This is a genomic window from Candidatus Nitrospira bockiana (assembly GCF_965152565.1).
The window spans coordinates 3238168-3264776 of sequence record NZ_OZ224215.1 but is presented as its reverse complement, the minus strand read 5'-3'; the positions used below and the strand labels follow the sequence as shown (position 1 = coordinate 3264776).

Annotated in this window: 21 protein-coding genes and 2 pseudogenes; 9 read left to right on the top strand and 14 right to left on the bottom strand. The window is 66.9% G+C overall.

Translation table 11 applies throughout. From position 1 onward, the window contains the following. Positions 1-59 precede the first annotated feature (59 nt). The 7 genes from ACWHYV_RS15835 to ACWHYV_RS15805 form a co-directional block, all read right to left on the bottom strand. Positions 60-1403 (bottom strand): glycosyltransferase, encoded by a 1344-nt coding sequence (locus ACWHYV_RS15835; RefSeq protein ID WP_447977459.1) that lies wholly within the window; start codon positions 1401-1403, stop codon positions 60-62. A gap of 132 nt (positions 1404-1535) precedes the next feature. Next, complete coding sequence (locus ACWHYV_RS15830) at positions 1536-2327, bottom strand: acyltransferase (protein WP_447977458.1); 792 nt, start codon at positions 2325-2327, stop codon at positions 1536-1538. 23 nt (positions 2328-2350) lie between these two features. Beyond that, a complete protein-coding gene (locus ACWHYV_RS15825; protein ID WP_447977457.1) occupies positions 2351-3715 on the bottom strand; it encodes an NAD(P)H-dependent oxidoreductase in 1365 nt (454 codons plus the stop codon). Continuing rightward, positions 3712-4311, bottom strand: a complete 600-nt coding sequence (gene rfbC / locus ACWHYV_RS15820) for a dTDP-4-dehydrorhamnose 3,5-epimerase (RefSeq protein WP_447977456.1) — start codon at positions 4309-4311, stop codon at positions 3712-3714. The genes ACWHYV_RS15825 and rfbC overlap by 4 nt, the downstream gene beginning before the upstream one ends. Continuing rightward, positions 4308-5426, bottom strand: coding sequence for an NAD-dependent epimerase/dehydratase family protein (locus tag ACWHYV_RS15815; protein WP_447977455.1), 1119 nt, complete (start codon positions 5424-5426; stop codon positions 4308-4310). The genes rfbC and ACWHYV_RS15815 overlap by 4 nt, the downstream gene beginning before the upstream one ends. A gap of 30 nt (positions 5427-5456) precedes the next feature. Beyond that, the gene (rfbF, locus tag ACWHYV_RS15810) at positions 5457-6227 is read right to left on the bottom strand and encodes a glucose-1-phosphate cytidylyltransferase (protein WP_447977454.1); all 771 of its coding nucleotides are present in this window, start codon (positions 6225-6227) and stop codon (positions 5457-5459) included. Continuing rightward, positions 6224-7144 carry a glycosyltransferase gene (locus ACWHYV_RS15805; RefSeq protein ID WP_447977453.1) on the bottom strand — a complete coding sequence of 307 codons (921 nt, stop codon included), beginning with the start codon at positions 7142-7144 and terminating at the stop codon, positions 6224-6226. The genes rfbF and ACWHYV_RS15805 overlap by 4 nt, the downstream gene beginning before the upstream one ends. Before the next feature lie 565 nt (positions 7145-7709). On the opposite strand from ACWHYV_RS15805, the pseudogene ACWHYV_RS15800 reads away from it, so the two are divergent. Next, positions 7710-7913: pseudogene (locus ACWHYV_RS15800) on the top strand (DnaJ domain-containing protein); the annotation flags it as partial. Positions 7914-8408: 495 nt separating this feature from the next. Here ACWHYV_RS15800 and ACWHYV_RS15795 read toward each other — a convergent pair. From ACWHYV_RS15795 to ACWHYV_RS15785, 3 genes are read right to left on the bottom strand one after another with little or no spacing between them, the layout of a single operon-like run. Further along, the gene (locus tag ACWHYV_RS15795) at positions 8409-9662 is read right to left on the bottom strand and encodes an amidohydrolase family protein (RefSeq protein ID WP_447977452.1); all 1254 of its coding nucleotides are present in this window, start codon (positions 9660-9662) and stop codon (positions 8409-8411) included. A 5-nt stretch (positions 9663-9667) separates the two neighbouring features. Then, positions 9668-10258, bottom strand: a complete 591-nt coding sequence (locus ACWHYV_RS15790; RefSeq protein ID WP_447977451.1) for a Tll0287-like domain-containing protein — start codon at positions 10256-10258, stop codon at positions 9668-9670. After that, positions 10255-11394, bottom strand: a complete 1140-nt coding sequence (locus tag ACWHYV_RS15785) for a pyridoxal-phosphate-dependent aminotransferase family protein (RefSeq protein WP_447977450.1) — start codon at positions 11392-11394, stop codon at positions 10255-10257. The genes ACWHYV_RS15790 and ACWHYV_RS15785 overlap by 4 nt, the downstream gene beginning before the upstream one ends. A 430-nt stretch (positions 11395-11824) precedes the next feature. Here ACWHYV_RS15785 and ACWHYV_RS15780 point away from each other — a divergent pair. From ACWHYV_RS15780 to ACWHYV_RS15765, 4 genes and pseudogenes are all read left to right on the top strand, one after another. After that, positions 11825-11947: pseudogene (locus ACWHYV_RS15780) on the top strand (IS110 family transposase); the annotation flags it as partial. Positions 11948-12129: 182 nt separating this feature from the next. Beyond that, the gene (locus ACWHYV_RS15775) at positions 12130-13590 is read left to right on the top strand and encodes a CPBP family intramembrane glutamic endopeptidase (protein WP_447977449.1); all 1461 of its coding nucleotides are present in this window, start codon (positions 12130-12132) and stop codon (positions 13588-13590) included. Positions 13591-13731: 141 nt separating this feature from the next. After that, positions 13732-14007: an RNA recognition motif domain-containing protein gene (locus ACWHYV_RS15770; RefSeq protein WP_447977448.1), complete on the top strand. Its 276-nt coding sequence runs from the start codon at positions 13732-13734 to the stop codon at positions 14005-14007. 245 nt (positions 14008-14252) lie between these two features. Next, positions 14253-14963 carry a Crp/Fnr family transcriptional regulator gene (locus tag ACWHYV_RS15765; RefSeq protein WP_447977447.1) on the top strand — a complete coding sequence of 237 codons (711 nt, stop codon included), beginning with the start codon at positions 14253-14255 and terminating at the stop codon, positions 14961-14963. A 91-nt stretch (positions 14964-15054) separates the two neighbouring features. On the opposite strand, the gene ACWHYV_RS15760 is transcribed toward ACWHYV_RS15765, so the two are convergent. Continuing rightward, positions 15055-15444: a response regulator gene (locus ACWHYV_RS15760; RefSeq protein WP_447977446.1), complete on the bottom strand. Its 390-nt coding sequence runs from the start codon at positions 15442-15444 to the stop codon at positions 15055-15057. Between the two features lie 100 nt (positions 15445-15544). Between ACWHYV_RS15760 and ACWHYV_RS15755 the strand changes: the two genes are divergently transcribed. Both ACWHYV_RS15755 and ACWHYV_RS15750 read left to right on the top strand, forming a co-directional pair. After that, a complete protein-coding gene (locus tag ACWHYV_RS15755; protein ID WP_447977445.1) occupies positions 15545-16258 on the top strand; it encodes a Crp/Fnr family transcriptional regulator in 714 nt (237 codons plus the stop codon). Positions 16259-16450: 192 nt separating this feature from the next. Beyond that, a complete protein-coding gene (locus ACWHYV_RS15750; RefSeq protein WP_447977444.1) occupies positions 16451-16846 on the top strand; it encodes a globin in 396 nt (131 codons plus the stop codon). 116 nt (positions 16847-16962) lie between these two features. Here ACWHYV_RS15750 and ACWHYV_RS15745 read toward each other — a convergent pair whose 3' ends face one another. Continuing rightward, positions 16963-17505, bottom strand: coding sequence for an alpha-ketoglutarate-dependent dioxygenase AlkB (locus ACWHYV_RS15745; RefSeq protein WP_447977443.1), 543 nt, complete (start codon positions 17503-17505; stop codon positions 16963-16965). A gap of 205 nt (positions 17506-17710) precedes the next feature. Here ACWHYV_RS15745 and ligD point away from each other — a divergent pair, with 205 nt between their 5' ends. Beyond that, the gene (gene ligD / locus ACWHYV_RS15740; RefSeq protein ID WP_447977442.1) at positions 17711-20269 is read left to right on the top strand and encodes a DNA ligase D; all 2559 of its coding nucleotides are present in this window, start codon (positions 17711-17713) and stop codon (positions 20267-20269) included. Here ligD and ACWHYV_RS15735 read toward each other — a convergent pair. Both ACWHYV_RS15735 and ACWHYV_RS15730 read right to left on the bottom strand, forming a co-directional pair. Then, positions 20237-21058 (bottom strand): NAD-dependent epimerase/dehydratase family protein, encoded by an 822-nt coding sequence (locus ACWHYV_RS15735; protein WP_447977441.1) that lies wholly within the window; start codon positions 21056-21058, stop codon positions 20237-20239. The genes ligD and ACWHYV_RS15735 overlap by 33 nt on opposite strands. A 25-nt stretch (positions 21059-21083) precedes the next feature. Continuing rightward, complete coding sequence (locus tag ACWHYV_RS15730) at positions 21084-21953, bottom strand: chlorite dismutase family protein (protein ID WP_447977440.1); 870 nt, start codon at positions 21951-21953, stop codon at positions 21084-21086. Positions 21954-22057: 104 nt separating this feature from the next. Between ACWHYV_RS15730 and ACWHYV_RS15725 the strand changes: the two genes are divergently transcribed. Next, the gene (locus ACWHYV_RS15725; RefSeq protein ID WP_447977439.1) at positions 22058-26575 is read left to right on the top strand and encodes a DEAD/DEAH box helicase; all 4518 of its coding nucleotides are present in this window, start codon (positions 22058-22060) and stop codon (positions 26573-26575) included. Positions 26576-26609 lie beyond the last annotated feature (34 nt).

Genomic DNA, 26609 nt, shown 5'->3' with positions numbered 1-26609 from the left:
GTTGGGAGTATGAAGCAGCCGCATGGAGGATACAAGACGCGGCCACTAGGACCAAAGTCTTAACGCTCCCGCTCCCCTCCGTGGCCGGTTGGAGCGGTGGGGGAGAGGCTCGCCCGATCGTGCTCTTCGGGACACCGCTCGGCGGCGGCCTCCCCCTCGGACGACGGCGGACCGGCCCCTTCGGTCCCGGTCAGCATCCGGTACAGCGCAAGGTGCCGGCGCACATGGATTTCGAGTGAGTATTCTTTGACGGCCAAGCGGCGGGCTCGTTCTCGCATCGCGAGGCGCAGGGACTTGCCATCGACGAATTGAAGAATGCGCCCACAAAAATCGACGGCGCTGTCCGCTCGTGCGAGCAACCCCGAGATGCCGGGCCGGACGAGCTCGGGCAGGCCGCCGGTGTCGAAGGCGATCACCGGGGTCCCGCACGCGAGGCTTTCCAAGACCACCAACGGGGCATTGTCCGCCCGGGTGGGAAACAGATAGACATCGGCCGCCGAATAGATGATTGCCCTGAGGTAATCGTCCGCCACATACCCGAAATGTCGGGCGTCGATTCCCACGTCTCGGAAGGCCCACTCTTGAGAGCCGACGGTCACCAAGATCAGCTCGCGCGTGAGTGAAGCCGGCAGGCGACGCAACGCGTCGAGCAGCAGGTCGGCGCCTTTTCGGCGGTCGAGCAGGTTCCTGGCCGAGAACAGAAGCACGATCCGGTCGGCGGGGAGGCCGAGCAACCGCCGCGAGACCACCGGATCGTGGGGCCGGAAGATGTCGAGATCGACGCCGTTCGGGATGACGTGTACCGGAAACCGCTTGAGCATGCTTTCTTCCGCCAGCCGCTTCATCCAGACGCTCGGCGTGACGATCGAGAGACGGGAGCGTCCGTAGGTCCACTGCTTCAGCCACCACTCGAGACGGGTGGCGTCCCGGCTGACCTTCGGATGGCTCGCGAGATCGGGGCACTGCCCGCATCCGATTCTCCATCGCTCGCAATCGAAGCTGTAGGCGCAATGTCCGGTCATCGCCCACATGTCGTGCAGCGTGAAGACGGTCGGCTTTCCGGCGGTGAGCTTCGGGAGAGCCAGGTAGGACAAGGTCCCGGTGTGGGTGCCGTGAATGTGGAGGACGTCGGCGTCCCGGTAAAAGCAGTGCCGCGGGATCCAGAAGGTCCCGACGCGGTGGATGTCGTTGAGACCGAGCGGCTCGGTGATCCGCCTCAGCAGCCCATCGATGCGCCAGAGGCGAGGGATTTCGGCCACGTGCGGGGAATGGGTCGTTCGCTCCCCGCACAGAATCCGCGTCTCGATGCCCCGTTCCCGGAGACCTCGATCCAGCCGGGCCATGGCGATGCCGGCTCCCCCGGCATCGTGTCCATCGGTCAGGCTGATGTGCAGGACGTTCAAGGGACCTCAAGAGCGGTGAACCGCAGGCCCGGCTCCATGACTGATGACAGCGTAGCTATCCTTAGCCTGCCGTACCATCGGGAGAAATCGAAAGGAGCGGTGGTCGATCGTCCGACGGTAAAAGCGGGTAGTCTAGACGGGCATCAGCGGGGAGGGTGGGGACATCTTCGTCTTCGCATCGCGCGCGCCGATGATCCGGGCGGGGTTGCCGGCGGCAATCGCCATATCAGGGACGTCCTTCGTGACCACCGATCCCGCTCCGATGACCGCCCCCCGGCCGATGCGGACCCCCGACAGCACGATGACCCCGGTGCCGATCCAGGCGCCGGATTCGATGATGATGGGGCCCTTGCTGGTGAGCGGCTGACCGAGAATGGACGCATCGGGCGCCAGACCGTGATCATACGGGAAGAAGGCGCAGTTGGGACCGACCTGCACGTCGCATCCGAGCCGGATGTCGCAGAGGTAGGCCGAGAGCTGGCAACGGGGCTGAACGTGCGAGTCCGTCCCGATCTCGATGGAACCGCCCGCACCCGTTTGGAGGTAGCTGTCGCCGTACAGATGCACCCGGTCCCCGAGCCGGACCGGTCCGCCCTCGCGGTCCTGGTAGATCGTCACGCGATCGCCGATGAAGGTGTGCCGACCACGGGACAGCCGCGCGTGTGCGATGACGGCCTGGGGCGACACATACCCGTCCGGAGAGAGCTGCGCCAAAAGCTTTCGGCCGTAGTAGGGCGGGGTGAAGAGGATAGCCAGGCGGGTCGCCAATCGGCCGAGCGGAGTCAGCCCGGCCCATCGGATCCAGAATCGTGTCCAGAGCCATCGACCATCGGCCAGGACGGTCCGCCAGGCGCCGGGTCCGTTTCCATTCGCACCGGCGCGGCCGACCCGCTGTGCGAAGCGAACCGCCTTCCCCAGCCACATGAGCCGCTCCGATTCTTGGGCGATCACGCCGCCGGTCGGAAGGTGGGCTGGTCCCCGGCCGGCCGGCGGCGCGTACCGGGCTCGGCAACCGCTCGGTCCGCAAAATAGATCCGCTGTTCGTCCCGCAGCTTGTCCCGCAGCCGCCCATGCGGGAGATCGACGTCCCCGTACGTCAGGACCTGATCGCGGGGAACCGCACGTTTCATCCGGCATCCCTCCGCGACGCCCATCGGCAGCAGATCGGCGGCGTGCGCGGCATCGGCGTTCTCACAGAGTCCGTACGTCAGATAGCCGCCCATACCGTCCAGGACCTGCCCGGCCTCCAGATCGACCTTGGCCGTCGCCACGACTTCCACCATCGGCGGGCCGGCCGGTGCGAGGGCCGCATCGCCGAAGAGGACCGCCCGAGCGACGGTGTTCGGCACTTCGAAGTGACAGAGATGGTAGGGCGTATAAAAGCAGTACAGCGGCCCCGAGCCGAGCTTGTACAGGTTGAGATAATGCTGCTGCATCGGGTGATCGTGCCTGCCGAGCACGAAGACGCCCGGGCTCGGCGCCGCTCCCACCACGTAGTCGACGAGCCCCCCGCTCTCGAGGAGGATGTCCTGCGGAAAGCGATCGATCGCCTCCTGAATCGGAGTTCCGGGGGGGACGCTCGGTCCCCACATCCCCCGCCGAGCCACTCGCATGCCGGTACCGTTCGCGATGATCGCCTGTTCGAAGGAAACCTTCGTCCCGTCGGCGAAGGAGGTGACCATCAAGGGGTTCTGCCCCCACCGCTTCGCAAACGCTTCCTGGGTGGTGGGGTTGCGATACGGGTCGTGCAGCCCCTTGATGTTGCCGCACAGGACGGGGTGGACGCCCAGGCCTTTGACGAATCGATACAGGTTCATGGTGACGCCCGGCTGATCCCCGTCGGCGTTCGTGATCACCACGCCGGCGCGATCGGCGTACACTTTGAGGATCGGTCCGACCGTGCCGTCCAGCTCGGCATTCATCATGACGACGTGCTTCGCGTGCTGAATGGCCGCCAGCACGACCTCGGCGGCGTAGTCGATCGAGCCGGTGACCTCGATGACCGCATCGATCCCCGGCGCTCGGCAAAGAAGCAGCGGGTCTTCGGTGACCGCGTACCCGCCGCGGGCCAGGACCCGTTCCAGCTCGGCGTCGCTTTCCACCACCGCGATGGTCGAGACCCCGGCTTCCCGATAGGCTCGGCGGGCGGCTTCGAGACGCCGACTGGCCACGGCGGCCAGCCGCATCCCGGGCACGACCGTCTCGATCTGGAGGGCGATCCCCCTGCCCATGAAGCCGGCCCCCACCATGCCCACTTGGATCGGCCGGCCCTCGGCTTCCCGGCGCTTGAGTGCGGAATCGACCAGGATCATCGTCCCTCCTCGGTGCCCACGGTCGTTGTCTGGAGCGCCGGGTGCGGGGCCGTGCATGCAGCGGTCCGGGTCCCGTACGCCGGCCATTGCAGGTCCTTGTCCGAAATCACTGAAACAGGGAGCGGCCAGACGACGCCGAACGCCGGGTCGTCGTATCGGATGCCGTCCTCGTACCCCGGCGCGTAGAACGCCGAGACGAAATAAAAGGCTTCCGTCTCGTCGGCGAGCGTTTGAAAACCGTGCGCGCAGCCTTCCGGCACGTAGAGCATCGTCCGGTTGGATTCGGAGAGCTCGAGACCGAACCATCGGCCGTAGCTCGGCGAGGTCGTCCGCAAATCGATGATCGCGTCGTACAAGGCGCCCTTCAGGCACCGGATGATCTTCGCCTCGGCATGCGGAGCCGTCTGGAAGTGCATCCCCCGCAGCGTGCCCCGTCGTCGGTTGTAAGACAGATTGGCCTGCGCCATGCGGGGGATCAGGCCGTGCGCCTCGAACTCGCCGGCGCACCACGCGCGAGCGAAGAAGCCGCGTGCATCTTCCCGCTTTTCCAAGTCGATGACAAAGGCGCCCTGAATCGGGGTCTCGGTGAAAATCATACGGTCCTCGCGGCCTCCGCGGCGGCACCGGGAGCGGGGTGAACGGGAGCATGACGATCGGGCAGCTCGACGGTCCATTCCAGATCGGCGTTCAAGAGACCGCCGTGCAGGAGGCTCTCCAAGACCTCGAGGCGCACCAGACCGGACCGGGGAAAGGCTTGGTCTTCGAATCCCAAGCGTCGGAGGCCCTCCGACAGCTCCGCGATCGCGCCGGGAAGCGTCATGCGCGGTTGATGGTCCGGCGCCAGCCGCCGAAAACGCTCGAAGCTGACCCGATACGAGCGCTTGTCCGGCTGCGCGTGCTCGCCGAAGGAGATGGCGACCCCGGGGAGCGCGCGGGCGACCGCCTCCGCCAAGTCGCGTACTTGAACGTTCCAGTCGTCGCTGCCGACGTTCACCACGAGGAACGGCGACGGCTCGCTGGGTCGCCGAGCCACGGCCCAGTCGACGGCGCGCGCCATATCGCTGACGTGGATCAACGGACGCCAGGGTGAGCCGTCGCTGAGTATGACGATCCGGCGCACTGCCACGGCGTGCGCGACGAAATCGTTCAGGACGAGGTCCAGCCGGAGTCGGTCGCTCATCCCGCACGCGGTGGCGAAGCGAAGGCACGTCACGGCAAAGGACGCGTCGGCCAACACGGCGAGGTCCCGCTCGGCCGCCACCTTCGAGCGGGCATAGGCGGTGAGCGGGCCGAGCTCGGACTCCTCGGTACGCGGCCGGTCATCCCCCAGGCCGTACACGCTGCAGCTCGAGGCAAAGACGAACGCCCGAGCCCCCGCGGCCTTGGCCTGTCTTGCGAGCGCCACGGCGGCGCGATGGTTGACCTGGTCGGTCACCGCCTCGAAGCGGGTCCCCATGGGATCATTCGAAATCGCCGCCAGGTACACGACGGCGTCGAGCCCTTCGAGGAGGTGGGCGGGCAACGGGCGCCGCACATCGCCGAAATGCTGGGCGTCCAGCATCCGTTCGGGCAGCCAGACCGTGCCCGTCAGGCAGTGGCTGAAGTACCCCATGTCGAGCCCGAGAAGCCGGGCCGCCGGGTAGGATTGCCGGAGCCGCCGGACCACCCACGGCCCGACGTAGCCCATGTTGCCGGTGATCAATACGGTCATGGATCTCCTAGGTTGGCGCGCCGGCTCGCCTCACCAGCACTTCCACGGAGCCGCTCCGGCGTTCCACAGCTCTTCGAGGGCCTGCTTTTCCTTCAAGGTGTCCATGCACGACCAGAAGCCGGTGTGGCGGTAGCCGACGAGCTGCCCGTCGGCCACCAGGCGCTCGATCGGCTCCCGTTCCCAGAGCGTGTCGTCGTCGTCGATGTATTCGATGACCTTCCGATTCAGAACGAAGTAGCCGCCATTGATCCACCCTTCCCCGGACTGGGGCTTTTCACAGAACGACGTGACGACGTCGCCGTCGAAACTGATGCGGCCGAAGCGGGCGGGAACCCGGACGGTCGTCATCGTGGCGAGCTTTCCGTGCGCGTGGTGGAACGCGATCAGATCCTTGAGATTCAAATCGGTCACGCCGTCGCCGTACGTGAAGCAGAACGTCTCGTCGTACTTCAGCCAGGTCTGCAGCTGCTTGAGCCGGCCTCCGGTCTGAGTGTGGAGACCGGTGTCGACCAGATGGATCTTCCAGTTGAACTTGTTCCCGTTGTGGATCGTCGTATTGCCGGTTTCCAAGTCGATCGAGAGGTCGTTGTTGATGGCATAGAAATTCAGAAAGTAATCCTTGATCACCTCGCCCTTGTAGCCGACGGCGATGACGAATTCATTGATCCCGTGTGAAGCATAGATGTTCATGATATGGCAGAGGATCGGCTTTCCCCCGATCTCGACCATCGGCTTCGGGCGCAGGACCGTTTCTTCCGAGAGTCGAGACCCCAATCCGCCGGCCAGAATGACCGCCTTCATCGCGTCCTCACGTCAGGTGGAGATGCGGGCACCGGCCGCCGGACCGCGCCGAGGAGTCTCCGGTACGCGGGGTGGAGCACGGCCGACCGGTCGTACTTCATCAACGTGGCCAAGCAGGACCAGGCGGCTCCCCATTGTCCGGTTTTCGCCGCGCGCACGCCCTGCCAGAAAATCGTCTCGCTGTACAGGCTGCGCCGCTGCCGGACCCCCTCTTTCCATGCCTGCTCGTACTCGGGTCGGCCGTCGACGTAGGGGCGCTGCGCCTGCATCACCCGAAGGGCGGCGGCGAGCATGAACCCCAGGCGTTGGGAATTCTGCCCCTCGTGCCGCCGGTATTCGGCGACGACTTCGTGATGGCAGTAGATCGGGTACTGTCTCGCGATGCGCAGGTACATGTCCTGGTCGTCCGCTCCCTCGAACTCCCGCCGAAACCCCCCGACCGCGCGCAGCACGTCCTGCCGAAACATGACCACGACAGGCGGGCCGATGAAGTTCGAGCGCAGGAGCGTCGCATAGTGGTCGGGTTGCGGCGCGCAGCGGTGCCGATGCCAGGTATCCGGCGCGCCGAACCATCGATAATCGCCGCAAACGAATCCCGCCTCCGGATGGGCCCGAAACGCGTCGAGCCCGGCTTCGACGTGGCGGGGAAGCAGCCGATCGTCGCTGTGCAGGATGACGAGGTACCGTCCCGTGGCCTCGACGATGCCGCGGTTCGTCGATCCGCAGATGCCTTGATTCGTCTGCCGGACATAACGGACGGGATAGGATCGGGCGACGCGCGGGGTGTCGTCGACGGAGCCGTTGTCGATGACGATGATCTCGTCGGCAGGGCGGGTCTGCGCGAACGCGCTTTCGATCGACTGGGGTAGGAAGTGAGCGTGGTTGTAGGTCGGGATGACGATGCTGACCCGCTCCATAGCCTCCACCGGCGGCCTTCCGGGAGGCCGTGCCACTCCTTAGGGGTTCTAACCCGGCAAAAAGTACCCATTCAAAATCACGTAGTGATTTGAGCAAAGTCCCTGCCATGCCCTGAACACATTGATTGTGCAGATCGGTGAAGGAGCCGGAGCAGCCGGGACCGGTGATCGATGTCAAGCTTTCCGTCGCCGGCCTTGTAAGAAGCCAATAACCGCCGTCTGTCCGCGTGGACGAGAAATCAAGGGCTTCAGACAACAATGGGAGGGGGCCGAAGTTGACACTAAGATCGAGGCCCTTGGGAAAGTTGAGTCGGTGGGCTCCGTTATGTCAGGGATGGGTGGAGCATCGTTAGGTCGGTTGAGTCCGTTAGGTCGGTTAGGTGTCCGTTATGTCCGGGATGGGCGTTTGGTCCGTCAGGTCGGTTAGGTCAGTTAGGTCCGTTTGGAAGAGAGAACCATCGGGCGGTTCAGTCCAGACCCAACGGACTTAACGGCCCACAGGTCTCAACGGACTCAACGGACCCGAGTTGCCGCCTTCTTCAGCCGGCTGTTATAGTGACCGGCCATGGCGAAGCAAGATTATTACGCGGTCCTGGGCGTGACCCGAGAGGCGACCGACGAGGACATCAAGAAGGCCTACCGGAAGCTTGTCTTTCAATACCACCCCGATCGCAATCCGGGCAGCACGGACGCCGAAGAGAAGATCCGCGAGATCAACGCCGCCTATGAGGTCATCGGAGACCCGGAGACCAGAAAGTCCTATGAGCGCCTGCGGTTCGGCGAGGTCTTCGAGCGGGAAGCTCCCGATCTCGATGCCGTGCTCCGCGAGATGGAGGAGAAGTTGGCCGACGAGGGCCGTCGCGAGCTCTTCGCGGTGTTGATCAAGCAGGTCGCCCGGATCAAGGCCGAGTTGGCGGCGATCCGCACGATGACGGTGGAGGCACAAGGCTATGACAGTTTCAAAGAAGACATCGTCCTCGCCAGGGGGCGCGAGGTGATCAAGGACTTCGTGACCCCGGAGATCGAAGGGCGAAAGCGGCGCCTGATCGCCGTGGCGGTCCAGATGATGGTCACCCAAGGGGTGGTCGGGAAGCACGACGAAACGGGGCAGGCGCGATTGCGGGAGCGGCTCGAACGGCAGTATGACCGGGGCCAGCTCCAGGGGTTCGCCCAGGCGCTCGAGATGTTCTATGTCAGGCGGTGAGAAGAAGAGAAGACGTGCGTGGGCGGCTTTCAGACAACACCCGGAGCATGAAGGGGCGGCTTACCGTGCCCCGGCAAGCGGCCCGCTGACGAAGCGCCCGGCTTGCATCACTCCCAAGAGCTTGCCCCGATCACGCAGCAGATCGATGCGTCGGAGCGGGTTGCCGTCCACGACCAGCAGATCCGCCTGTTTCCCGGCTTCCACCGTTCCGAGCTCCTGACCGAGGCCCAGGAGATCCGCCGCCGTCGACGTGGCGGCGACGAGGGCGTCCATCGGCCCCATCCCCAGCGACACCATCCGGCTCAGCTCCTGGGCATTCTCTCCGTGAACATTGAAGGGGGTGCCGGCATCCGTGCCGAGCGCGATGCCGATGCCGGCACGGAGCGCTTTCTTGAAGCTGATCTCGTGGCGGGCCTGCATGGTTTGCGCCTTCGCGAGCGCGGATTCCGGGATGCCGCAGAGCGGGGAGCAGCCCGCCGTCGTCGCCAGCGCCGACAAGGTCGGCACCATGACCACCCCGTACTCCCGCATGAGACCGGCCGCCTCCTCGTCGAGCAGGGTCGCGTGCTCGATCGAATGCGCCCCCGCTCGGATCGCGTTCTTCATCCCCTCCGCCCCGTGCGCGTGCGCCGCGACCCGGCGCCCGGCGCGTCGCGCCTCGCCGATCCCCGCCGTCAATTCCTCGATCGTGAGCTGGGGGCACTCGGGCGAGGTGCCAGGGGTCAGGACGCCGCCGGAAGCGATGACCTTGATGACTTCCGCTCCGGCCGCGATTTGCTCGCGGACGGCGCGGGCCACCTCGACCGGTCCATCCGCTTGGCGCCCGATGAAGCGCGCATGGCCGCCGGTCATGCAGACAGCCAATCCGGCCGCAATGATGCGCGGACCCGGAATGAGCCCGGAATCGATCGCACGCCGAAGGGCGAAGATGGAATGATCGCGGTAGCCCAGGTCGCGCACGGTGGTGAAGCCGGCCTCGAGTGTCCGCCGGGCGTGTTGCGCGGCTTTCAAGATCGTGAGCGCCGGCGGCTCCTGCTCGATCGTCCGGACCACGTCCGCCTCGGCGCCCAGGCAGAGATGGACGTGACAGTCGATCAGTCCCGGCAGGACGGTGGCGCCCTCCACGTCCGGTTGCCTGGCGCCGCGGGGAATGCGGACCCGGCCCTCGTCTCCCACTGCGGCGATCCGGCCGCCCTGCACGAGCACGACGGCGTGCTCGCGGACGCCGCCGCGACCGTCGATGAGGCGGACGCCGCGCAGCGCCGTCATCGCCTCCGGCTCGCGCGTGTCCGCTCGCGCCCGCGAGTGCGCCATCGGCGTCAATTCTGGACCGGGACGGTGATGACGATCCCGCCCATCACATCGTTGAGCTTGAAGTCGCGCCGGGGACTGTTGACATGCGTGTTGTGGCAGTCGACGCAGGATTGCGAGATCGCGATGTCCGCATACACGGCTTGGAAGTAGCGCTCCCGACCGACCCGGACGAAGCCGGTGAACGGCTGAGTGGGATCCCGCGCCACGGCCTCCAGCCCTTTCCGCTCGAAGTCCGTCGACGGGCTGTTCCAGACGTAGATGGGCCAGAGGCTCACCAGCCGGATCTTGAGCCCGGTCCCTTCTTCCGCGGCGAGTCGGCCCGTCTCGATCAAGAACTGCGCGGGGAGGGGCAGCGCGTCCTCCTGCTTCCAATATTCCGCCGCCTCGACGATGCCCCGCGCCTGCAGCTTGTCCACGACGTGTGTGGCATAGACGGTCCGGCTGGCTTGGATGATCGCGTGGAGGTGTTCGGCGACGCGCTCGGGCGGGATCGCCGGCGCGTCGGTCTTCATCATCGACGAGAGCCCCCACGAGGCCAATCCGAGGAGAAAGCCGAGCACGATCAGCACGACGCTCCAGATCGACAACCGCTTCATGACTCCGATGCCCCCTTTCCTTCCGAATAGACGCGGGAGGCCGCTTCGAGCGCCAGCCCGGATCGCTCGACCCAGTTCTTTCCCACGAAGATCGTGTCCAAGGCGCTCAGCAACGACCAGACGTTGGCGCGGGTCGATGATTCGCCCATCAGGCCGATGCGCCACACTTTGCCCTGGAGCGGTCCCAGTCCCCCGCCGATTTCGATGCCGTGCTCGTGCAGCAGCGCCCGCCGAGCGGCGGCCTCATCGATGTGCGCGGGCGGAACGACGCAGTGCAGGGTGGGGAGGCGGTGGGGCGCGTCGGCGAACGGCTGGAAGCCGAGCGCGGAGAGACCGGCCATCAACGCGTCGCTGTTGGTACGGTGCCGGGCGACTCTCGCGTCCAGCCCTTCCTCGTCGACGAGACGCAGCGCCTCGCGGAGCGCATAGAGCATGGAGATGGGAGCGGTGTGATGGTAGGCCCGTTTCGCGTCGACCCAGTACTCGGCGATCAAGGTGAAGTCCAGATACCAGCTCTGGCACGGCGTCTTTCGCCCGCGCATCGCGGCGAGGGCTCGGTCGGCGACCGTGACCGGCGCGAGCCCCGGCGGGCAACTCAGACACTTCTGTGTGCCGCTGTAGCACACGTCGATGTTCCACCGATCCGTCTCGACGGGGGTTCCGCCGAGCGAGGTGACGGCGTCGACGATGAACAGCGCCCGATGGGCTCGGCACAAGCGGCCGACCTCGGCGAGCGGCTGCAGCACCCCGGTTGAGGTCTCGGCGTGCACCATCGCGACCGCCTTCACCGGACCGGCCTGCAACGCGTGCTCGATCCGTGCGGGCTCGACGATGCGGCCCCATGGCGCGTCCACCCGTACGGCCACCCCTCCACAGCGCTCCACGATCGCCGCCATCCGCGCGCCGAACACCCCGTTGACGCCGACGATCACGCGGTCCCCCGGTTCGATCACGTTGACGAGCGCCGCTTCCATCCCGGCCGATCCCGTGCCCGAAATGGGGATCGTGAGCGCATTCCGGGTGCGGAACACCGAGCGAAGGAGCTGTTGGATCTCGTCCATGATCTTCAGGAACTCCGGATCGAGATGCCCGATCAGCGGCGTCCCCATGGCGGTGAGCACACGCGGGTGAACCATGCTCGGACCGGGTCCGAGCAGGAGCCGGGCTGGCGGAGACAGATCGCGGTAGCGTTCAACCATGGTGTGAAGGTTCAGGTCGAGGTTAAGGTTAAGGGCCGGACCAGACCCAGCTCGAGGAGACAGCTTCTTCGTCCCTCCTCAACCTCGACCTTTCTTCGACTCCTCTTCGTCTCGTTCTTCCCTCAACCTCAACCTGAACCTGAACCTTTCTTCGATCCCTCTTCGTCTTGCTCTTCCCCTCAACCTGAACCTTGTATCTTTCACCTGATCTTTTACTATGACGCGAGCATGAACCCCGGACGTGATAGGCCGATGAACCTTCGGTCCCGTAGACCGTGGCTAAGCGTGGTCGTCACGTCCTTGCCTCCAGTGAGCTCGTACAGTTGCCGGGGCCGTGAGCCCGCATCGTGGCAAGGCCGAGCGAGGCCGACTCCGGGCCGTCGGCAAGGCGCCCAAGGTCGCCCTGGTCGCCTGCATGCACAAGCTCCTGACCATTCTCAACGCGATGTTCAAACATCAATCACCGTGGCGAGTCAGCTCGCCCGCTTGACAATCAAGACAGTTGCTTAGCCTTAACCTTCTTCCATTCCTCTAAGCCTCAACCTTCTTCCATTCCCTACTAGGGGGCGCTCATTATAGCCAATGCGCCGGCTTTCCCGCTACGGAGTGGAAGTGGTGGCGGTCGCCTGCGGGCATCGTTTATAGTCGCCGCCGATGGGAGGACCGGAACACGTGACCGACTCGGAGCAGCCGGACGCCCCGCCGCCCGCGGCTGCACAGGCCGGTCCGCCGTTGCCGCAGGTGCGTTTGTCTCCCGCCGTCACCCTGTTCCTGGGGGTGATCCTCGCCGGTGGCATCGGCTTCCTGGTGTGGCTCGAAGCGACCATTCCCCGCCTGGACCGGGTCCTGTTCCCCGAGCGGGCGCTGTCGCTCCTGGTCAGCCGGACCTTAGATGTCGAGGAGGGGATCGCACGGCTGCCCGTCTGGGAGCGGTGGCTCCATCAAACCACGCTGGTGAGCGGGGCTGAGAGCTTGCAGGAGGCCATGGCGTGGTATGAAGAGTTGGTCCATGCGACCCGCCGACCGGAGAGTCATTTGGAATTGGCCATTCTCGAAGCGGAAGCGGGCGGCTTCAAGCAGGTGGCCTCCCGGATCGATGAGTGGAAAACCCTCGAGGAGCCGTTCCCCGCCTACGCGGAACTGGTTGAGGCCGGCTATTTGGTGCCGAGGATTCCATTGGAGCGAGGGCAGGCGCTCCAGGCTCGCCTGGCGGAGGCCTTATCGGCCGGCTGGTTCTATGATCGACTCGCCATGAGCCTCGCCGCCAGGTCGGGAGACCGCTCCTTCCTGCTGGCCCTGGCGGACCAGCGCCAAGCTCGCCTCGGGCCGCTGCTGTATCGCGTCCGGATCTTGTCCGCAGTCGAGCTCGCGGCAATCCTGCTCGGGCTCATTTGGCTCGGGACCTTCCTCCGGGACCGAGCGGCGGGACGGGTCGGGGAGGCGCCGATCCCGCCGCCGTGGCGCGGGCGGCTGGGCGTCGCCGTGCTCATACGCGGCGGCGCCCTGGGACTGCTCATCGCCGTGTCCTTTCTCGTCCTCGACGTCGGCGCCCCGATCGTGCGGTTGCTCAGCATGCCGGCCGCGGCCGTGCCCGTCGTGCTCCTGGCGCACCGACACCTGCTCCGTGCACATGGCCTCGGCTTTGCCCGCGGCTTCGGGCTTGTCCCGTCCGGTGGTCGCGCCGGCGCTCTGGTCAAGGCGGTTGCGGTGGTGCTCGCCGCGGGACTGATCGGGGAGTGGGTGTTGGAGATCATCGCAGAACGGGTGAAGTTGACGAGTCATTGGACCGAATGGTTCGACGGCGACCTGGTCTGGGGGGACCAGGCGGTCGTCTTCGTCACCCTGCTGGAGTTCGTCGTCTTCGCGCCGGTGTTCGAAGAACTGGTCTTTCGGGGCCTCTTGTTTGCCACGCTTCGGCGTCGGTTCGGCTGGACCACCTCGGCGGCCGTCAGCGCAGGGGTGTTTGCGGTCGCGCATGGGTACGGTGCCTTGGGATTCGTCAGCGTGTTCTGGAGCGGCGTGCTGTGGGCTTGGATCTACGAGCGGACCGGCAGCCTGCTGCCGAACATGATCGCGCATGGATTGAGCAACCTGCTCGTCTGTCTGTCCATCCTCCTTCTCCTCCGGGCCTGAAGCGACAGGACGACTTAATGAGATCAGCGTAGGATCGGCGATGATGGACAAGATCGCCTCGCCGCCGTATGCTCACTCGCCTGATCGCGGCGGAGGCAGCCTTCCGATTCTCATCGTTCCGTTCCGGGTGGTCGACCCGTCATGCTGGCAAAGGTCTACATTACCGGGTTGCGGCAGGGCACTACCGAGCAGGAGCTGGCCGGGCTGCTCAAGCGAGTGGGACGGCCCCGGCGTCTGAGGATCGAAAGCTCGAAAATCGGGCCGATCGGCGTGGCCGAGTACTTCACGCTCGAGGAGGCGGATCGAGCGATCATGGCGCTGAAAGCCGAGATGAGAGGGAAGCTCCAAGCGTGTCTCTGGGACTCCGTCGAGGGACGAGACCTGGAGCGGCAGGCCTTCACCTCGCAGAAGACCTAGCCGAGCGGCGCTTCCGGTTGACCGCCTCTCCGCCTGAGGAGCGGCGCTGCTCCATGATGATCCTGCCGGGCGCTCTTCATCCCCTGCCTCTCGAATCGTCGCTCCTCGAGCGCACATTCCGCCGAGCAGAGCCGGTGCGCGCGGTGCGGGCCTACACGTGTAGGAATGGAAGAAGTTCGATGTCGGCTGAAATCTATTTTTTCGAGGTGGAGCGAGCAGACGCGCGGACTGTGCTATAAGCGAGCATGGTCCCGCATCCCGAGACCGAAACCCATCCGAACCGCCTGGTGGCGGCGCTGCCCGAACCTCTCCATTCCAGGCTCCTTGGAAAAATGGACCTCGTCAACCTGGCCGAGCGCCAGGTGCTGTATGAGCCCGAAGAGCCGATGGAGTACGCCTACTTCCCCTGCTCGGCGATCATTTCCCTGCTGACCATCATGCAGGATGGCGCGTCGGTAGAGGTCGCGACGGTGGGGAGCGAGGGCTTCCTAGGGCTCCCGTTGTACTTCGGGATGGAGTCGGCGTTCGCCCGCGGCATCGTCCACATCCCCGGGGAAGCCCGGCGGATGCGATCGACCGTCTTTCAAGAGGAGATCGAGCAGAGCCCGCCGCTGGCCGAGGCCGTGCGCCGCTACGCGCAGACGTTGCTCGTCCAGATCACGAGGACCGCCGCATGCAACCGACTGCACACGCTCGAGCAGCGCGGGGCGCGTTGGCTGCTCGCGACGCACGACCGGATCGATCAGGACGAGTTTCCCGTCACGCATGAATTTGCGGCCGAGGTGTTGGGGGTGACGCGGCCGAGCGCCGGCCTGATGCTCCAGTCCTTGGAAAAGGCCGGCCTGATCCGGGCGTCGCGAGGCAGGATTTGCATCCTGGACCGCACCGGCTTGGAGGCGGTGGCCTGCGAATGCTACGAGGTCCTGCGAAAGGAATTTAGTCGGCCGCTCTCCTGAGACCACCCTCCTCTCCTCCGCACACGCACCCCAGTCGGAGCCGTTCCGGCAGGACGAAACCCGGAAGCCGTTGGCCCGTATTCCGCGCCGGCTAGGGTGCCCCCTGGGCTCGCTTGAGCACGTCCTCGAGCTTGGCCAGCAACGACTCTCGATCGAACGGCTTGAGCACGACGTCCGACGCACCGGCGCCGAGCGCCTGATGTGCGGCATCAGGACGGGAGGACCCCAGCATGGCGATGAGCGGGGTCTCGGGTTTCACCGACCGGATCTTGGCCAGCAACTCGAAGCCTTGTGCGCCCGGCACGCGGGGATCGCAGAGGATGAGGTCGTACGTGCCCGTGTCGAGGTGGTCAAGGCTCTCCGCCAGCGTCGAAGGCAGGACCAGTCGGGTGCCGGCCAGGCGGGTCCTGAAGAGGCCTTCCAGGCCCGCCAGCGAGGCGGGGTCGGCGTCGATGATGAGGATGGCGGCTGGCAACGACATGCCTTTTTGCGTACGCCCTTGTACTACTCCCTGTCGAAGATTTCTGTCGCCGCGATGACAATCGCCTGAAAATCACTGTGCTATAAACCGCTTGATAGCCGTGGCAGATCCATCCCCGCATACCGCCGTCCGGAACCGGCTCCTGGCTGCGCTTCCCGTGCAGGAGCAAACCGCGCTCCTCGCGAAACTCAAATCCGTGTCGTTCGAGCCCCGGACCGTCGTCTATGAACAGGGCGAGCGCATGGACCATGTGTACTTTCCCGAGTCGGGCGTCCTGTCGCTGATCCATGTCATGGAGGACGGAACAACCGTCGCCGTGGCGGCGATCGGGCGGGAAGGTCTCCTGGGCGTACCCGTGCTCCATACCGCCACCGGCGCGGTGGCCAAGGCCGTCGTGCAGTTCGGCGGGATTGCCCATGCCATGAGAACCGAACGCTTCGAGGAGGAGGTGGCCGGAAGCCCGTCGCTCCGCGCGCTGCTCGAGCACTACACCCGCGCGTTCCTCGTCCAGGTCGTGCGCTCGGCCGGCTGCAACCTGTTCCACTCGGTCAAACAACGCTGCGCGCGTTGGCTGCTCATGAGTCACGATGGAGCGGGGACGGATGAATTCCCGTGCACGCACGAGAGCTTGGCCGACCTGTTGGGGATCCAGCGCCAGACGGCCACGACGGCCCTGCGCCGGCTGGAGCAGTCGAAGATCGTCAAGCTCCGCCGAGGCCAAATTCGGATCATCGATCGGCGGCAGCTCGAATCGGTCTCGTGTGAATGCTACCGGGCGGTCAGGCGGGAGTTGGACCTGTTCCTTGCCGATTGACGCACGGGGTGGGTATTAGGCCATCGATGCGGACAGCCGGACCGGGAGCGTGGCGGTGAGCAATCGCCCGCCCTGAGCCTCAAGAATGGCGCCCGTCGTGCCGATAAGAAACCCAAGCCGGTCCTCCGCTGTGCGTCCTCCTGGCTGACCCACCGCGGTCTGTGTATGGCCAGATCAAGTGGAGGAACGGCTATGGGATCACACGTGTCGGAGAGTTTTGGCCGCTGCTGCGTCAACCCGAGGTTCTTGGACCGCTTTTACGAAATCTTTTTGAGCAGCCACCCCGCCATCAAACCCATGTTCCAGCACACCGACATGGGGAAGCAGAAGAATCTCCTGCGCCAGGGATTGCCGATGGTCTTGATGCACGGCGAGGGCAATGCTTTCGGGACGCGGTCATTGGATCGTATCGCGGAGAGTCATGGGCGAAAGGGAATGAACGTCGACCCCAATCTGTACGAGTACTGGATCAACAGTCTCCTCGAGGCCATCAAAGAGTGCGACCCTCAATGGGACCCCGCCTTGGAAGCGCAATGGCGCGACGTCTTGCAGAAGGGGACCAAATACATCGCCAGCCAGGGTCGGTAACGACGGGGCGGGCTCGAGCCGAGCTCGAGCCCGTCTTCCACGCTCATCGCAGTCGCCTCACGGATCGGCCCCGACACGCTGGCTCTCCTTGCACAGGAGAGTCGCCGCCGCTCGGATCAAGAAGAGCCCGTCTCGACCCTCCTCATGGCCTGGCGTAGCATGCGGAACGTGATCGAATACCGAAGGCCGGGGGTCGGCGGAATCATGTGCTGCCATTGAGACCGGGCCGGACCGCTGAGGATGTAGGCCGACCGCGGGTCGAGCGGCAGGACGAAGGTAGCGCGCCCCGTCTCGCTGGTGCGCCGAAAGCGCATGCGGCAGGGGCCCAGCAGCGAGAAGCCGACGACGGCCGGGCCGAACACCGGGGCATCGCGATGCCAGCCGATGCCCGAGCCTTCCGGATATTCGGTGATCAACGCCTCGCCGAGGGTCTCGACGGCCACGTTCGCCAGCGTGGCGGCGTGCTGCTGGAGGGGTGAGAGCCAGTCCGGGACCGGCAAGGCGGGCGTCAGCTTCCAGGATTCGTAGCCATAGCGCCAGCCGAAGTGCACCACCCGCCGCTTCGCGGTCACGCCTTTCATCCGCACCTCCCCGAACGCCAGTGCACGGATCCATTCGAGCAAGCGCTGCTCTTCACCGACGGATATGACGTCTCGCAAGTACCGAAGTCCTTCAGGAGCGCCGGGATCCAAGGCGAGGGGGATCATGAGAAGAGGGGTCGAGTCGAGCTCAACGGTCGTGAGACCATTGTACCGTGCCGCCTCGAGTCAGCGCCGGTCGGTTGTGATCCGACAGCGTCGGCAAGGCCGGCTGTCGGACCCGGCGGCAGATGCCCGCAGATCGGGTGTGGCAGGAGGCAGTAGAATGGGAGTCATGGGGCTCCAGGCTTATCGCCGAAAGAGAAGCTTCGAGAAGACGCCGGAGCCGCCGGGCTCGACCAGGACGGCGGGCGGGGCGGACCGGACCTACGTGATCCAGAAGCACGCCGCCCGCCGCCTGCACTATGACTTCCGGCTCGAGCATGGCGGCGTGCTGAAAAGCTGGGCGATTCCGAAAGGTCCGAGCCTCGATCCAAAGGAGAAGCGCTTGGCGGTGGAAGTGGAGGACCACCCCATCGAGTACGGCGGATTCGAGGGCACGATTCCGGAAGGGCAGTACGGAGCCGGGTCCGTCCTGTTGTGGGACCGCGGCCGTTGGACTCCGGAGGGCGATCCCGAGGAGGGATTGCGCAAAGGCAAACTGAAGTTCCGACTGGACGGAGAAAAGCTCCACGGCGGGTGGACGCTGGTGCGCTTGCGGCGGCAAGAGGGCGACAAGCCGAACTGGCTGCTGATCAAAGAGCAGGATGAGCACGTCGTCCCGGAGGCCCGCGGGCGGATCCTCGAAGACCGCCCGGAGAGCATCGCGAGCGGGCGCTCGATCGAGTCCATCGGCGGGACTCGGGAGGCCGTCTGGCACAGCGACCGAGATGCGGCCGGCGGCGGGCGCATCCCCGACCCCTCGCAGATGAAGGGTGCCAGCAAGGGCCCGATGCCCGAGGCCGCGTTCCAACTCGCCACACTGGTCAAGGAACCGCCAGTGGGCGATGCGTGGGTGCACGAGATCAAGCTCGACGGCTTTCGCCTGCAGTGCCGGCTCGAGCAGGGCCGGGTGCAGTTGCTGACCCGGACCGGCCAAGATTGGACGGCGCGCTTCCCCTCGGTCGTCGAAGCCGCAAGCCGGGTGCCGGCGAGGTCCGCGCTGCTCGACGGCGAATTGGTGGCGGTCGACCCCGCGGGCCACAGCTCGTTTCAGCTCCTGCAACAGACTCTGAGCGGGGAAGCACGAGCGCCCCTGGCCTACTACGCCTTCGACCTGCTGTATTTGAATGGATACCGCTTGGCCGCGGCGCCGCTGGAGAGCCGGAAAGAGTGCTTGAAGGCGCTGCTCGCCGCCGCCGGCGACGATCGCCTGCGCTACAGCGACCATATCGTCGGGCAAGGCGAGCCGTTCTATCGGGAAGCGTGCCGGTTGGGTCTGGAAGGCATGATTTCGAAGCGGCGCGAGGCGGCCTACCGTCCTGGGAGGAGCGCGGATTGGCTGAAGGTGAAATGTCTTCGGCGTCAGGAGTTCGTGGTGGGAGGGTTCACCGAGCCGTCGGGCTCTCGTCACGGCTTTGGCGCGCTGCTGTTGGGAGTGTATGAGGGCGAGGGCGCGAACAGGCGCCTCCGGTATGTCGGGCGCGTCGGCACCGGCTTTACCGAGCGCGGGCTGCGCGCTCTCCTCGCACGCCTCGCCCCGCTCGAGCAAACGGGCTCGCCGTTCGCGGATCGGGTGCCCGGTCCTCGCCGGAGCCTCCACTGGGTCCGCCCGGTCCTCGTCGTCGAGATCGCGTTCACCGAATGGACGGCGGACGGATTCCTGCGTCACCCCTCGTTCCAGGGCATTCGGGAGGACAAGGCCGCCCACGAGGTGCGGCGGGAGACGCCGGCTGAGGCCCCGGGCCTGCCCCCGGCGGCCGACCAGCCGCCCGCCGCTCGCCCGGCGCGCCGTACGGTGGAGCTCGCCGGGATCCGGCTCACCCATCCCGATCGCGTCCTCTATCCCGAGCTCGGAATCACCAAGCGGGACCTGGCCGGCTACTACGACTCGATCGCGGAATGGATCCTGCCGCACGTCGCCGGCCGCCCGCTCATGGTCCTGCGATGTCCCGACGGGCACGGGGGTGAGTGTTTCCATCAGAAGCATCGTCACGACCGCGTGCCGAGCGCCGTCGGCTTCGCCGAGGTCGAAGAGGAGAGCGGCAAGAAGGCGCGGTACCTGATGATCGAAGACCGCGCGGGGCTCATCGCGCTCGCGCAGATGGGCGTGCTCGAGATTCACGTGTGGGGAGCGCGGCAAGACCGGCTCGAATGCCCCGATCGCATGGTGTTCGATCTCGACCCGGACGAGGCGCTGCCGTGGGCCCGGGTCGTCGAGACCGCGCGCCTGGTTCGGGATCGGTTGGAGAAGCTCGGGTTGAACAGTTGGGTGAAGACGACCGGAGGAAAAGGCTTGCACGTGACGGTGCCGCTGACCGGCGAGGACGGCTGGGACGAGGTGAAGCGCTTTTCCCAGTCGGTCGCCGAGGGGCTCGTCCGTGACGACCCCCGCGCCTACACGAGCACCATGTCGAAGGCGGCGCGCCGCGGCAAGATCTTCATCGATTACCTGCGCAACAGCCGGGGGGCGACGGCGATCGCTCCCTACTCCACGCGCGCCCGCCGCGGGGCCCCGGTTGCCGTGCCGCTCGACTGGAAAGAGCTCGAGGACGTCGTCCCGAGCGAGTTGACGATCCAGACGGTGCCGACCCGCGTGGCACGACTCCGCCGAGACCCATGGCAGGGCCTGCGGGAAGCGACCCAGTCCCTGTCAGCCGCCGCGAAGGCGCTCACCCGCCGATAGCCGTTCCTGCTCCGCCGCCTCGATCTCACCCAGCGCATGGAACAGATCGGGGTGCATGAACACGTAGCCGAATTCCCGTCGCAGCTTGTCGATCGACAGGCGCTTGCCCGGGCGCGGGTCTTCTCGGGTCGCGGGCACCGGGACGCCCCATCGGCGTGCGGCTTCCCGGCACACCTCGATCCAGCGACGGGGCCGGCCGTCGCTGACATTGTAGGTCTCCCCGGGGCGGCCCTTCTCCAACGCCGTCAGACAGATGGCGGCGAGGTCCTCGACGTGAATCAAATTGACGACGCGAGGGGAGGCCGCGATGCGTCCCCGTCGGATCCAGTTCAGCACGTGCCGGCCGGGACCGTAGATGCCGGCCACCCGGAGCACGGTCGCTCCGTGCCGTCTCCGCAGATACTCCTCGCCGGCCACCCGCGGCCGTGTGGGATCGAGGGGGGTGGATTCATCGACCGCCTGGTCCGGTGCGTCCCCGTCGAGCAGATAGGCCGACGTGCTGCCGAGGACGACGAGGCGCCGGCAGCCGGGCAGCACCCGATCCGCATAGGCGGCCACCCGGTCTGGCGGGGCCGCCGGGAAACACCAGATGACGTTCGCGCCGGCCGGGACCGAACCCCAGGTCTCCGGGCGCTCCAGATCGAAGCGGCGGCGGCTCGATGGAGCGACGTCGGCGGGCAGTCTCTCCGGATTTCGGCTGGTCGCGATGACGGCGCGGCCTTCCACGTGCGCGATCCGGTAGATGCGGCGCCCCGTGTATCCCGCTCCTAGGATGACCAGCGGGGCCATGTGGGGGGAAGTGTCATCTGGGGCCTCACCGCGCCAGGATCTCCAGGACGGCATCGACCGACTGAATGGTGCCCAGCAGCGTCGGGCTCCCGAAGCGGCGGTTGTGCTGGTTCTCCTTCACCTGTTGGAGACCGAGGACGAGCGAGTGAAAGTCCATGAGGTTCGACGTCTCGAAGTACGTGATGAAGTCGAAGTCGTCCAGCCCGGTCGAATGGTAGAGCTTGCGCCTGACCGTCTTCAGGTAGGCGACGGTCGCGTCCGTGTGCTCCTTCATCAGGCTCGTCCGCGTCTCCTTGTCCAGCAGCCACCACGCGGCGTCCTTCCGGATCGGAATCACGATCGCATAGGTCTTCGGGCCCGGGTCGGGCGGTGTCTTGAGCGCCGCTTTGAGATCATCGGAGAACGCCGGGATGTAGTTGGCCTTCTTGGTCACCCCGTTGAACGTATAGACCGGGAGGAGGTGGCGGCCCAGCGGCGTCGTGAACAGATCGAGCAGGAACTGTTGGTGTTGCGCGAGGTCGGTCGAGTGCATCCGGAAGAGCAGATCGGCATGATCGGAGAGGCCGCGCAGGAGCACGGTCTCAACAAGGACAGTGGCGCCGTGCCGGTCGATCACGGCCTTGACCGCTGCCGCGGCCGACTCTTTGGCCGTCTTGTCGAGCTTCCACCAGTCGGGAGCGATCTTCACGGCGACGAACGTCGCGAAGACGCCCGGGTCGCTCAAGAGCTTCTCCCGGTCGGCCGCATGGCCCTCGGGAGCCGGCAGGACGAGGAGCCAGAAGAGAGCGATCGCCCATGCGAACATGACCGATGGGACCGGCGCCGGTCTCGACAAGCCCACGTGCCGGCCGCCGGACTTCCCCCTCCTGATCGTGATAATCCCTGTCAGGTGCATGATGGCCTCCTTTTCGGAGGACTACGACACGGTTGGGCGGCGCTTGTCAATGGCCGCGGTCGCGACGCTGGGACAGCCGATCGGGTGCATGCTAAGATGCGCGGATGCCGCTTTCCGCGTTTCATCCCATCATCCAAGCCTGGTTCACGAGCCGGTTCCGGCGTCCCACCGACGTGCAAGCGAAGAGTTGGCCGGCGATCAACTCCGGGCGCCACGTGCTCATCGCGGCGCCGACCGGATCGGGGAAGACGCTGGCGGCGTTCCTGTCCTGCCTCGATCGGTTGTTCAAGAAGGCGCTGGGCGGCGAGCTGGAGGATCGGACCGAGGTCCTGTACGTGTCTCCGCTCAAGGCCTTGAGCAACGACGTCCAGAAGAATCTCCAGCAGCCCTTGGCCGAGATCGCGGAGGCCGCGCTGGCGGCGGGTTGCTTGATGCCGGAGATCCGCGTGACGGTGCGGACGGGCGATACGCCCGTCTGGGACCGCCAACAAATGCTCCGCCGGCCCCCGCACATCCTGATCACGACGCCCGAATCCCTGTTCCTGCTGCTGACGGCCGAGAAGAGCCGCCGCATCCTGCGGGACGTCCGGACGGTGATCGTGGACGAGATCCATGCGGTGGCGCCGAACAAGCGGGGCGCGCACCTGGCGCTGTCCTTGGAGCGGCTCGAGGCCCTGACCGACACCGCCCCCGTCCGGATCGGGCTGTCCGCCACGCAACGGCCCATCGAGACGGTGGCCGAGTTCCTGGTCGGGCGGCGCGGCGTCCCGTCGGATCGGCGGTCAGGTGAGGATTCGGATCCCGTGATCGTCGACGTCGGCCATCGCCGCCGTCTGGACCTCGCCGTCGAGGTGCCGAAGGACGAGTTGGGTGCGGTGGCGACGAACGCCATCTGGAGCGACCTCTACGATCGGCTGGCCGAGCACGTACGGGGACACCGATCGACGCTGGTGTTCGTCAACACCCGGCGGCTCGTCGAACGGGTATCGCATCACTTGGAGGAGCGCCTCCAGGACCTCGGCCCGGCTGCGGTGGCCGCCCATCATGGAAGCTTGTCCCGTCAGATCCGCCTGGCGGCCGAGGAGCGGCTGAAACGCGGCCAGACGCGGGTCGTGGTGGCGACCGCCTCCTTGGAGCTCGGCATCGACATCGGAGCCGTCGATCTCGTCTGTCAGATCGGGTCTCCGCGCTCGATCGCGGTGTGCCTGCAGCGCGTCGGCCGCTCGGGTCACTGGGTGGGGGCGATCCCGAAGGGACGGCTCTTCGCGACCACCCGGGATGAGCTGATCGAGTGTGCGGCGCTCGTCCGCGCGATCCGTACCGGCACGCTCGACCGTCTGGAGGTCCCGGCGGCCCCCCTCGACATTCTGGCCCAGCAGATCGTCGCCGCCGCGGCAACCCAGGAATGGCGGGAGGAGGACCTCTTCGCTCTGTGCCGCCGCGCCTCTCCGTATCGGGATCTCGACCGCCGCGAGTTCGAGGCGGTCGTGACGATGCTGGCGGAAGGGATTGCGACGCACCGCGGTCGGGGGCGCGCGTACGTGCACCATGACCGCATCCACCATCGCCTCCGGGCGCGCCGCGGCGCCCGGTTGGCCGCCATCACGTCCGGCGGGGCGATCCCGGAGACGGCCAACTATGCCGTGGTCGCCGAACCCGAGGGCACGGTGGTGGGATCGGTGGACGAGGACTTCGCGGTCGAGAGCCTGGCCGGGGACATCATTCTCCTGGGGAACGCCTCGTGGCGGATCCGCGGGGTGGAGATGGGAAAGGTGCGCGTGGAGGACGCGCACGGCGCGCCCCCGACCATTCCGTTCTGGCGCGGAGAAGCGCCGTCCCGCACGTGCGAGCTGTCGGCCGAGGTCGCGGCGGTCCGCCGCGAGGTCGATCGCATGATCGCGGCCTCTCCGTCGCCGCCTCCCGAGGCGCGGCTTTCGGGCGCGGAGGATCTGTTCACGGGGCGTGCGACCGGACAGGCGCCGGACACGGCCCCTGTCGCGGCGCCCGCTCCGCGGTCCGCGGCGGCGGTGGCCTGGCTCGAGCAGGCGTGCGGGCTCGATCGGAGGGGAGCGGAGCAGGCCGTCGACTATATCGCCGCGGGCCGGGCGGTCCTCGGCGGCGTGGTGCCGACCCAGGAGACGGTGGTCGCCGAGCGGTTCTTCGATGAAGGGGGCGGCATGCAGCTCGTGCTGCACGCTCCGTTCGGCGGTCGGATCAATCGCGCCTGGGGGCTGGCGCTCCGCAAGCGCTTCTGCCTGTCCTTCGACTTCGAATTACAGGCGGCGGCGACCGATGAAGGGCTGGTGCTCTCGCTGGGGGAACGCCACAGCTTCCCGCTCCCCACCGTCTTTGCCTTCCTCCGCTCCGAGTCCGTCCGCGAGACCCTCGTCCAGGCCGTCCTGCAGGCCCCGATGTTCATGACCCGCTGGCGCTGGAACGCGACCCGCGCGCTCGCGCTGCTCCGGTTCGCGAACGGTCGCCGCGTGCCGCCTCAAATCCAGCGCATGCGCGCGGAGGACCTCCTTGCCGCCGTCTTCCCCGCGGCCACGGCGTGCCAAGACAACCATCCCGGCGATGAGCACCGGGACGTGCCGGACCATCCCTTGGTGAACGAGACGATCCGGGACTGTCTGACGGAAGCCATGGACGTGGACGGGTTGATCACGCTGCTCCAACGGATCGAGTCCGGCGCCGTCCGGTGCGTCGCCGTCGAGACGCCCATGCCTTCGGCCTTCAGCCACGAGATCCTCAACGCGAACCCCTACGCCTATCTGGACGATGCGCCGCTCGAAGAGCGACGCGCGCGGGCCGTGGAGATGCGCCGGAGCCTGCCTCCGGAGCTGGCCGGTGAGCTCGGGGTCCTGGATCCCCATGCGATCGCAGAGGTGGCGGAAGAGGCGTGGCCGGTCGTCCGCGATCCCGACGAATTGCATGACGCGCTGCTCACCTTGTTCTGGGTCCCCGAGGACCAGGCGGCCCCGTGGCGCCCGTATCTCACCCCGTTGCTCGAGAGCGGGCGGGCGGCGGTGGTCACGGTGCGCGAGGCGGAGGGCGCCGTACCGGGATGGGTGGCCGCCGAACGCCGTGCGCTCGTGGAGCCGGTCTTGGCCGATCGGCGGCGAGAGGACTCGGAGGTCGGCCAGGAGGCGGGAGGGGCGCCGGCCGTGGATCGCGGCGAGGCGGTGACCAAGATCGTCCAAGGCTGGATGGAATGCACCGGGCCGACGACGGCCGCAGCATTGGCCCGCCGATTACGACTACCCGAGGGCGAGGTCTTGTCCAGCCTGCTCGCGCTCGAAACGCACGGTCAGGTGCTGCGCGGGCAGTTCACGCGTTCGGCGGTCGCGTCGTCCGCGGGCCGCTCCTCCGTGCCGGCCGCGCTGAGCCCGTCCCAAGCCGAATGGTGCGATCGGCGCCTGCTGGCCCGCATCCACCGGCTGACGATCGGGATCCTGCGGCGCGAGATCGAGCCGGTGACGGCGGCCCAGTTCATGACGTTTCTCTTTCAATGGCAGCACGTGGTACCCGGCGCGAAGCTCCACGGCGAAGCCGGCCTCTTGGAGGTCATCAGGCAATTGGCCGGGTTCGAGGCGCCGGCCTCGGCGTGGGAGCGGGCGATCCTGCCGGCGCGTCTGTCCACATACGATCCGGAGTGGTTGGACCGGTTGTGCCTGGCCGGCTCGGCGATGTGGGGGCGCGTGTCTCCCCATCCACGTCTCGAGCCCGGCGAAGCCGCGAAGCCGGGCCGCATCGTGCCGACCAGCGTCGCGCCGATCAGCCTGTTTCCCCGGGAGGAGGCAAATTGGTTGATGGCGCTGGGGCGGGACGGCGCCGACGGGCTGAGCGATCCCGCGGAGGCCGTCAGCGGGGTCGCCCGCGACCTGCTCGTCCACCTTCGCGCGCACGGCGCGAGCTTCTTCGCCGACCTCGTCGGAGCGACCGGGCATCTGCACGCGGAGGTGGAAGACGGCCTGTGGGAGCTGGCCGCGGCCGGCTTGGTGACGGCGGACGGCTTCGACAGTCTCCGGGCCCTGCTCGACCCGAGGCGGCGGCGGGCCGAAGGCCGCGAACGTCGCCGGCGCCCGCGCTATGGGCCCGGCCGCTGGTCGGCGTTGCCGAGCCCGTCGCCGGCCGGTGCAGCGGAACGGAGCGCGGGCGTGGAGCGCATGGCCAGGCAGCTCTTGCGCCGCTACGGCGTCGTCTTCCGCGATCTCCTGGCGCGGGAATCGATCGCGCCCGCGTGGCGCGATCTGCTCGTCCAGTACCGCCGGATGGAGTTGCGGGGGGACATTCGGGGCGGGCGGTTCGTCGGCGGCTTCATCGGCGAGCAGTTCGCGTTGCCGGAAGCGGTCGAGGCGTTGCGCGCGCTCCGGCGCGGGGAGCCGCGCGCCTCCCACGAGATCAGGATCTCAGCCGCGGATCCGTTGAACCTGGCCGGAATCCTTCTGCCCGGTCCTCGTGTCCCCGCCGTGGGCGTCAACGAGCTGATCTTTCGTGACGGCGTGGTGGTGCGCTCCTCCGTGCGCCCCACGGGCCGAGGTACGGATGAAGGTCGGCCGCGCGACGCGGGGGAATCCACTTTCGATGCGCCGGCCCGTCACGCCGGCCGGAGGCCGGCGTGACGAGCTTCAGGCTTGGTATCTGTCCGAGTCATCC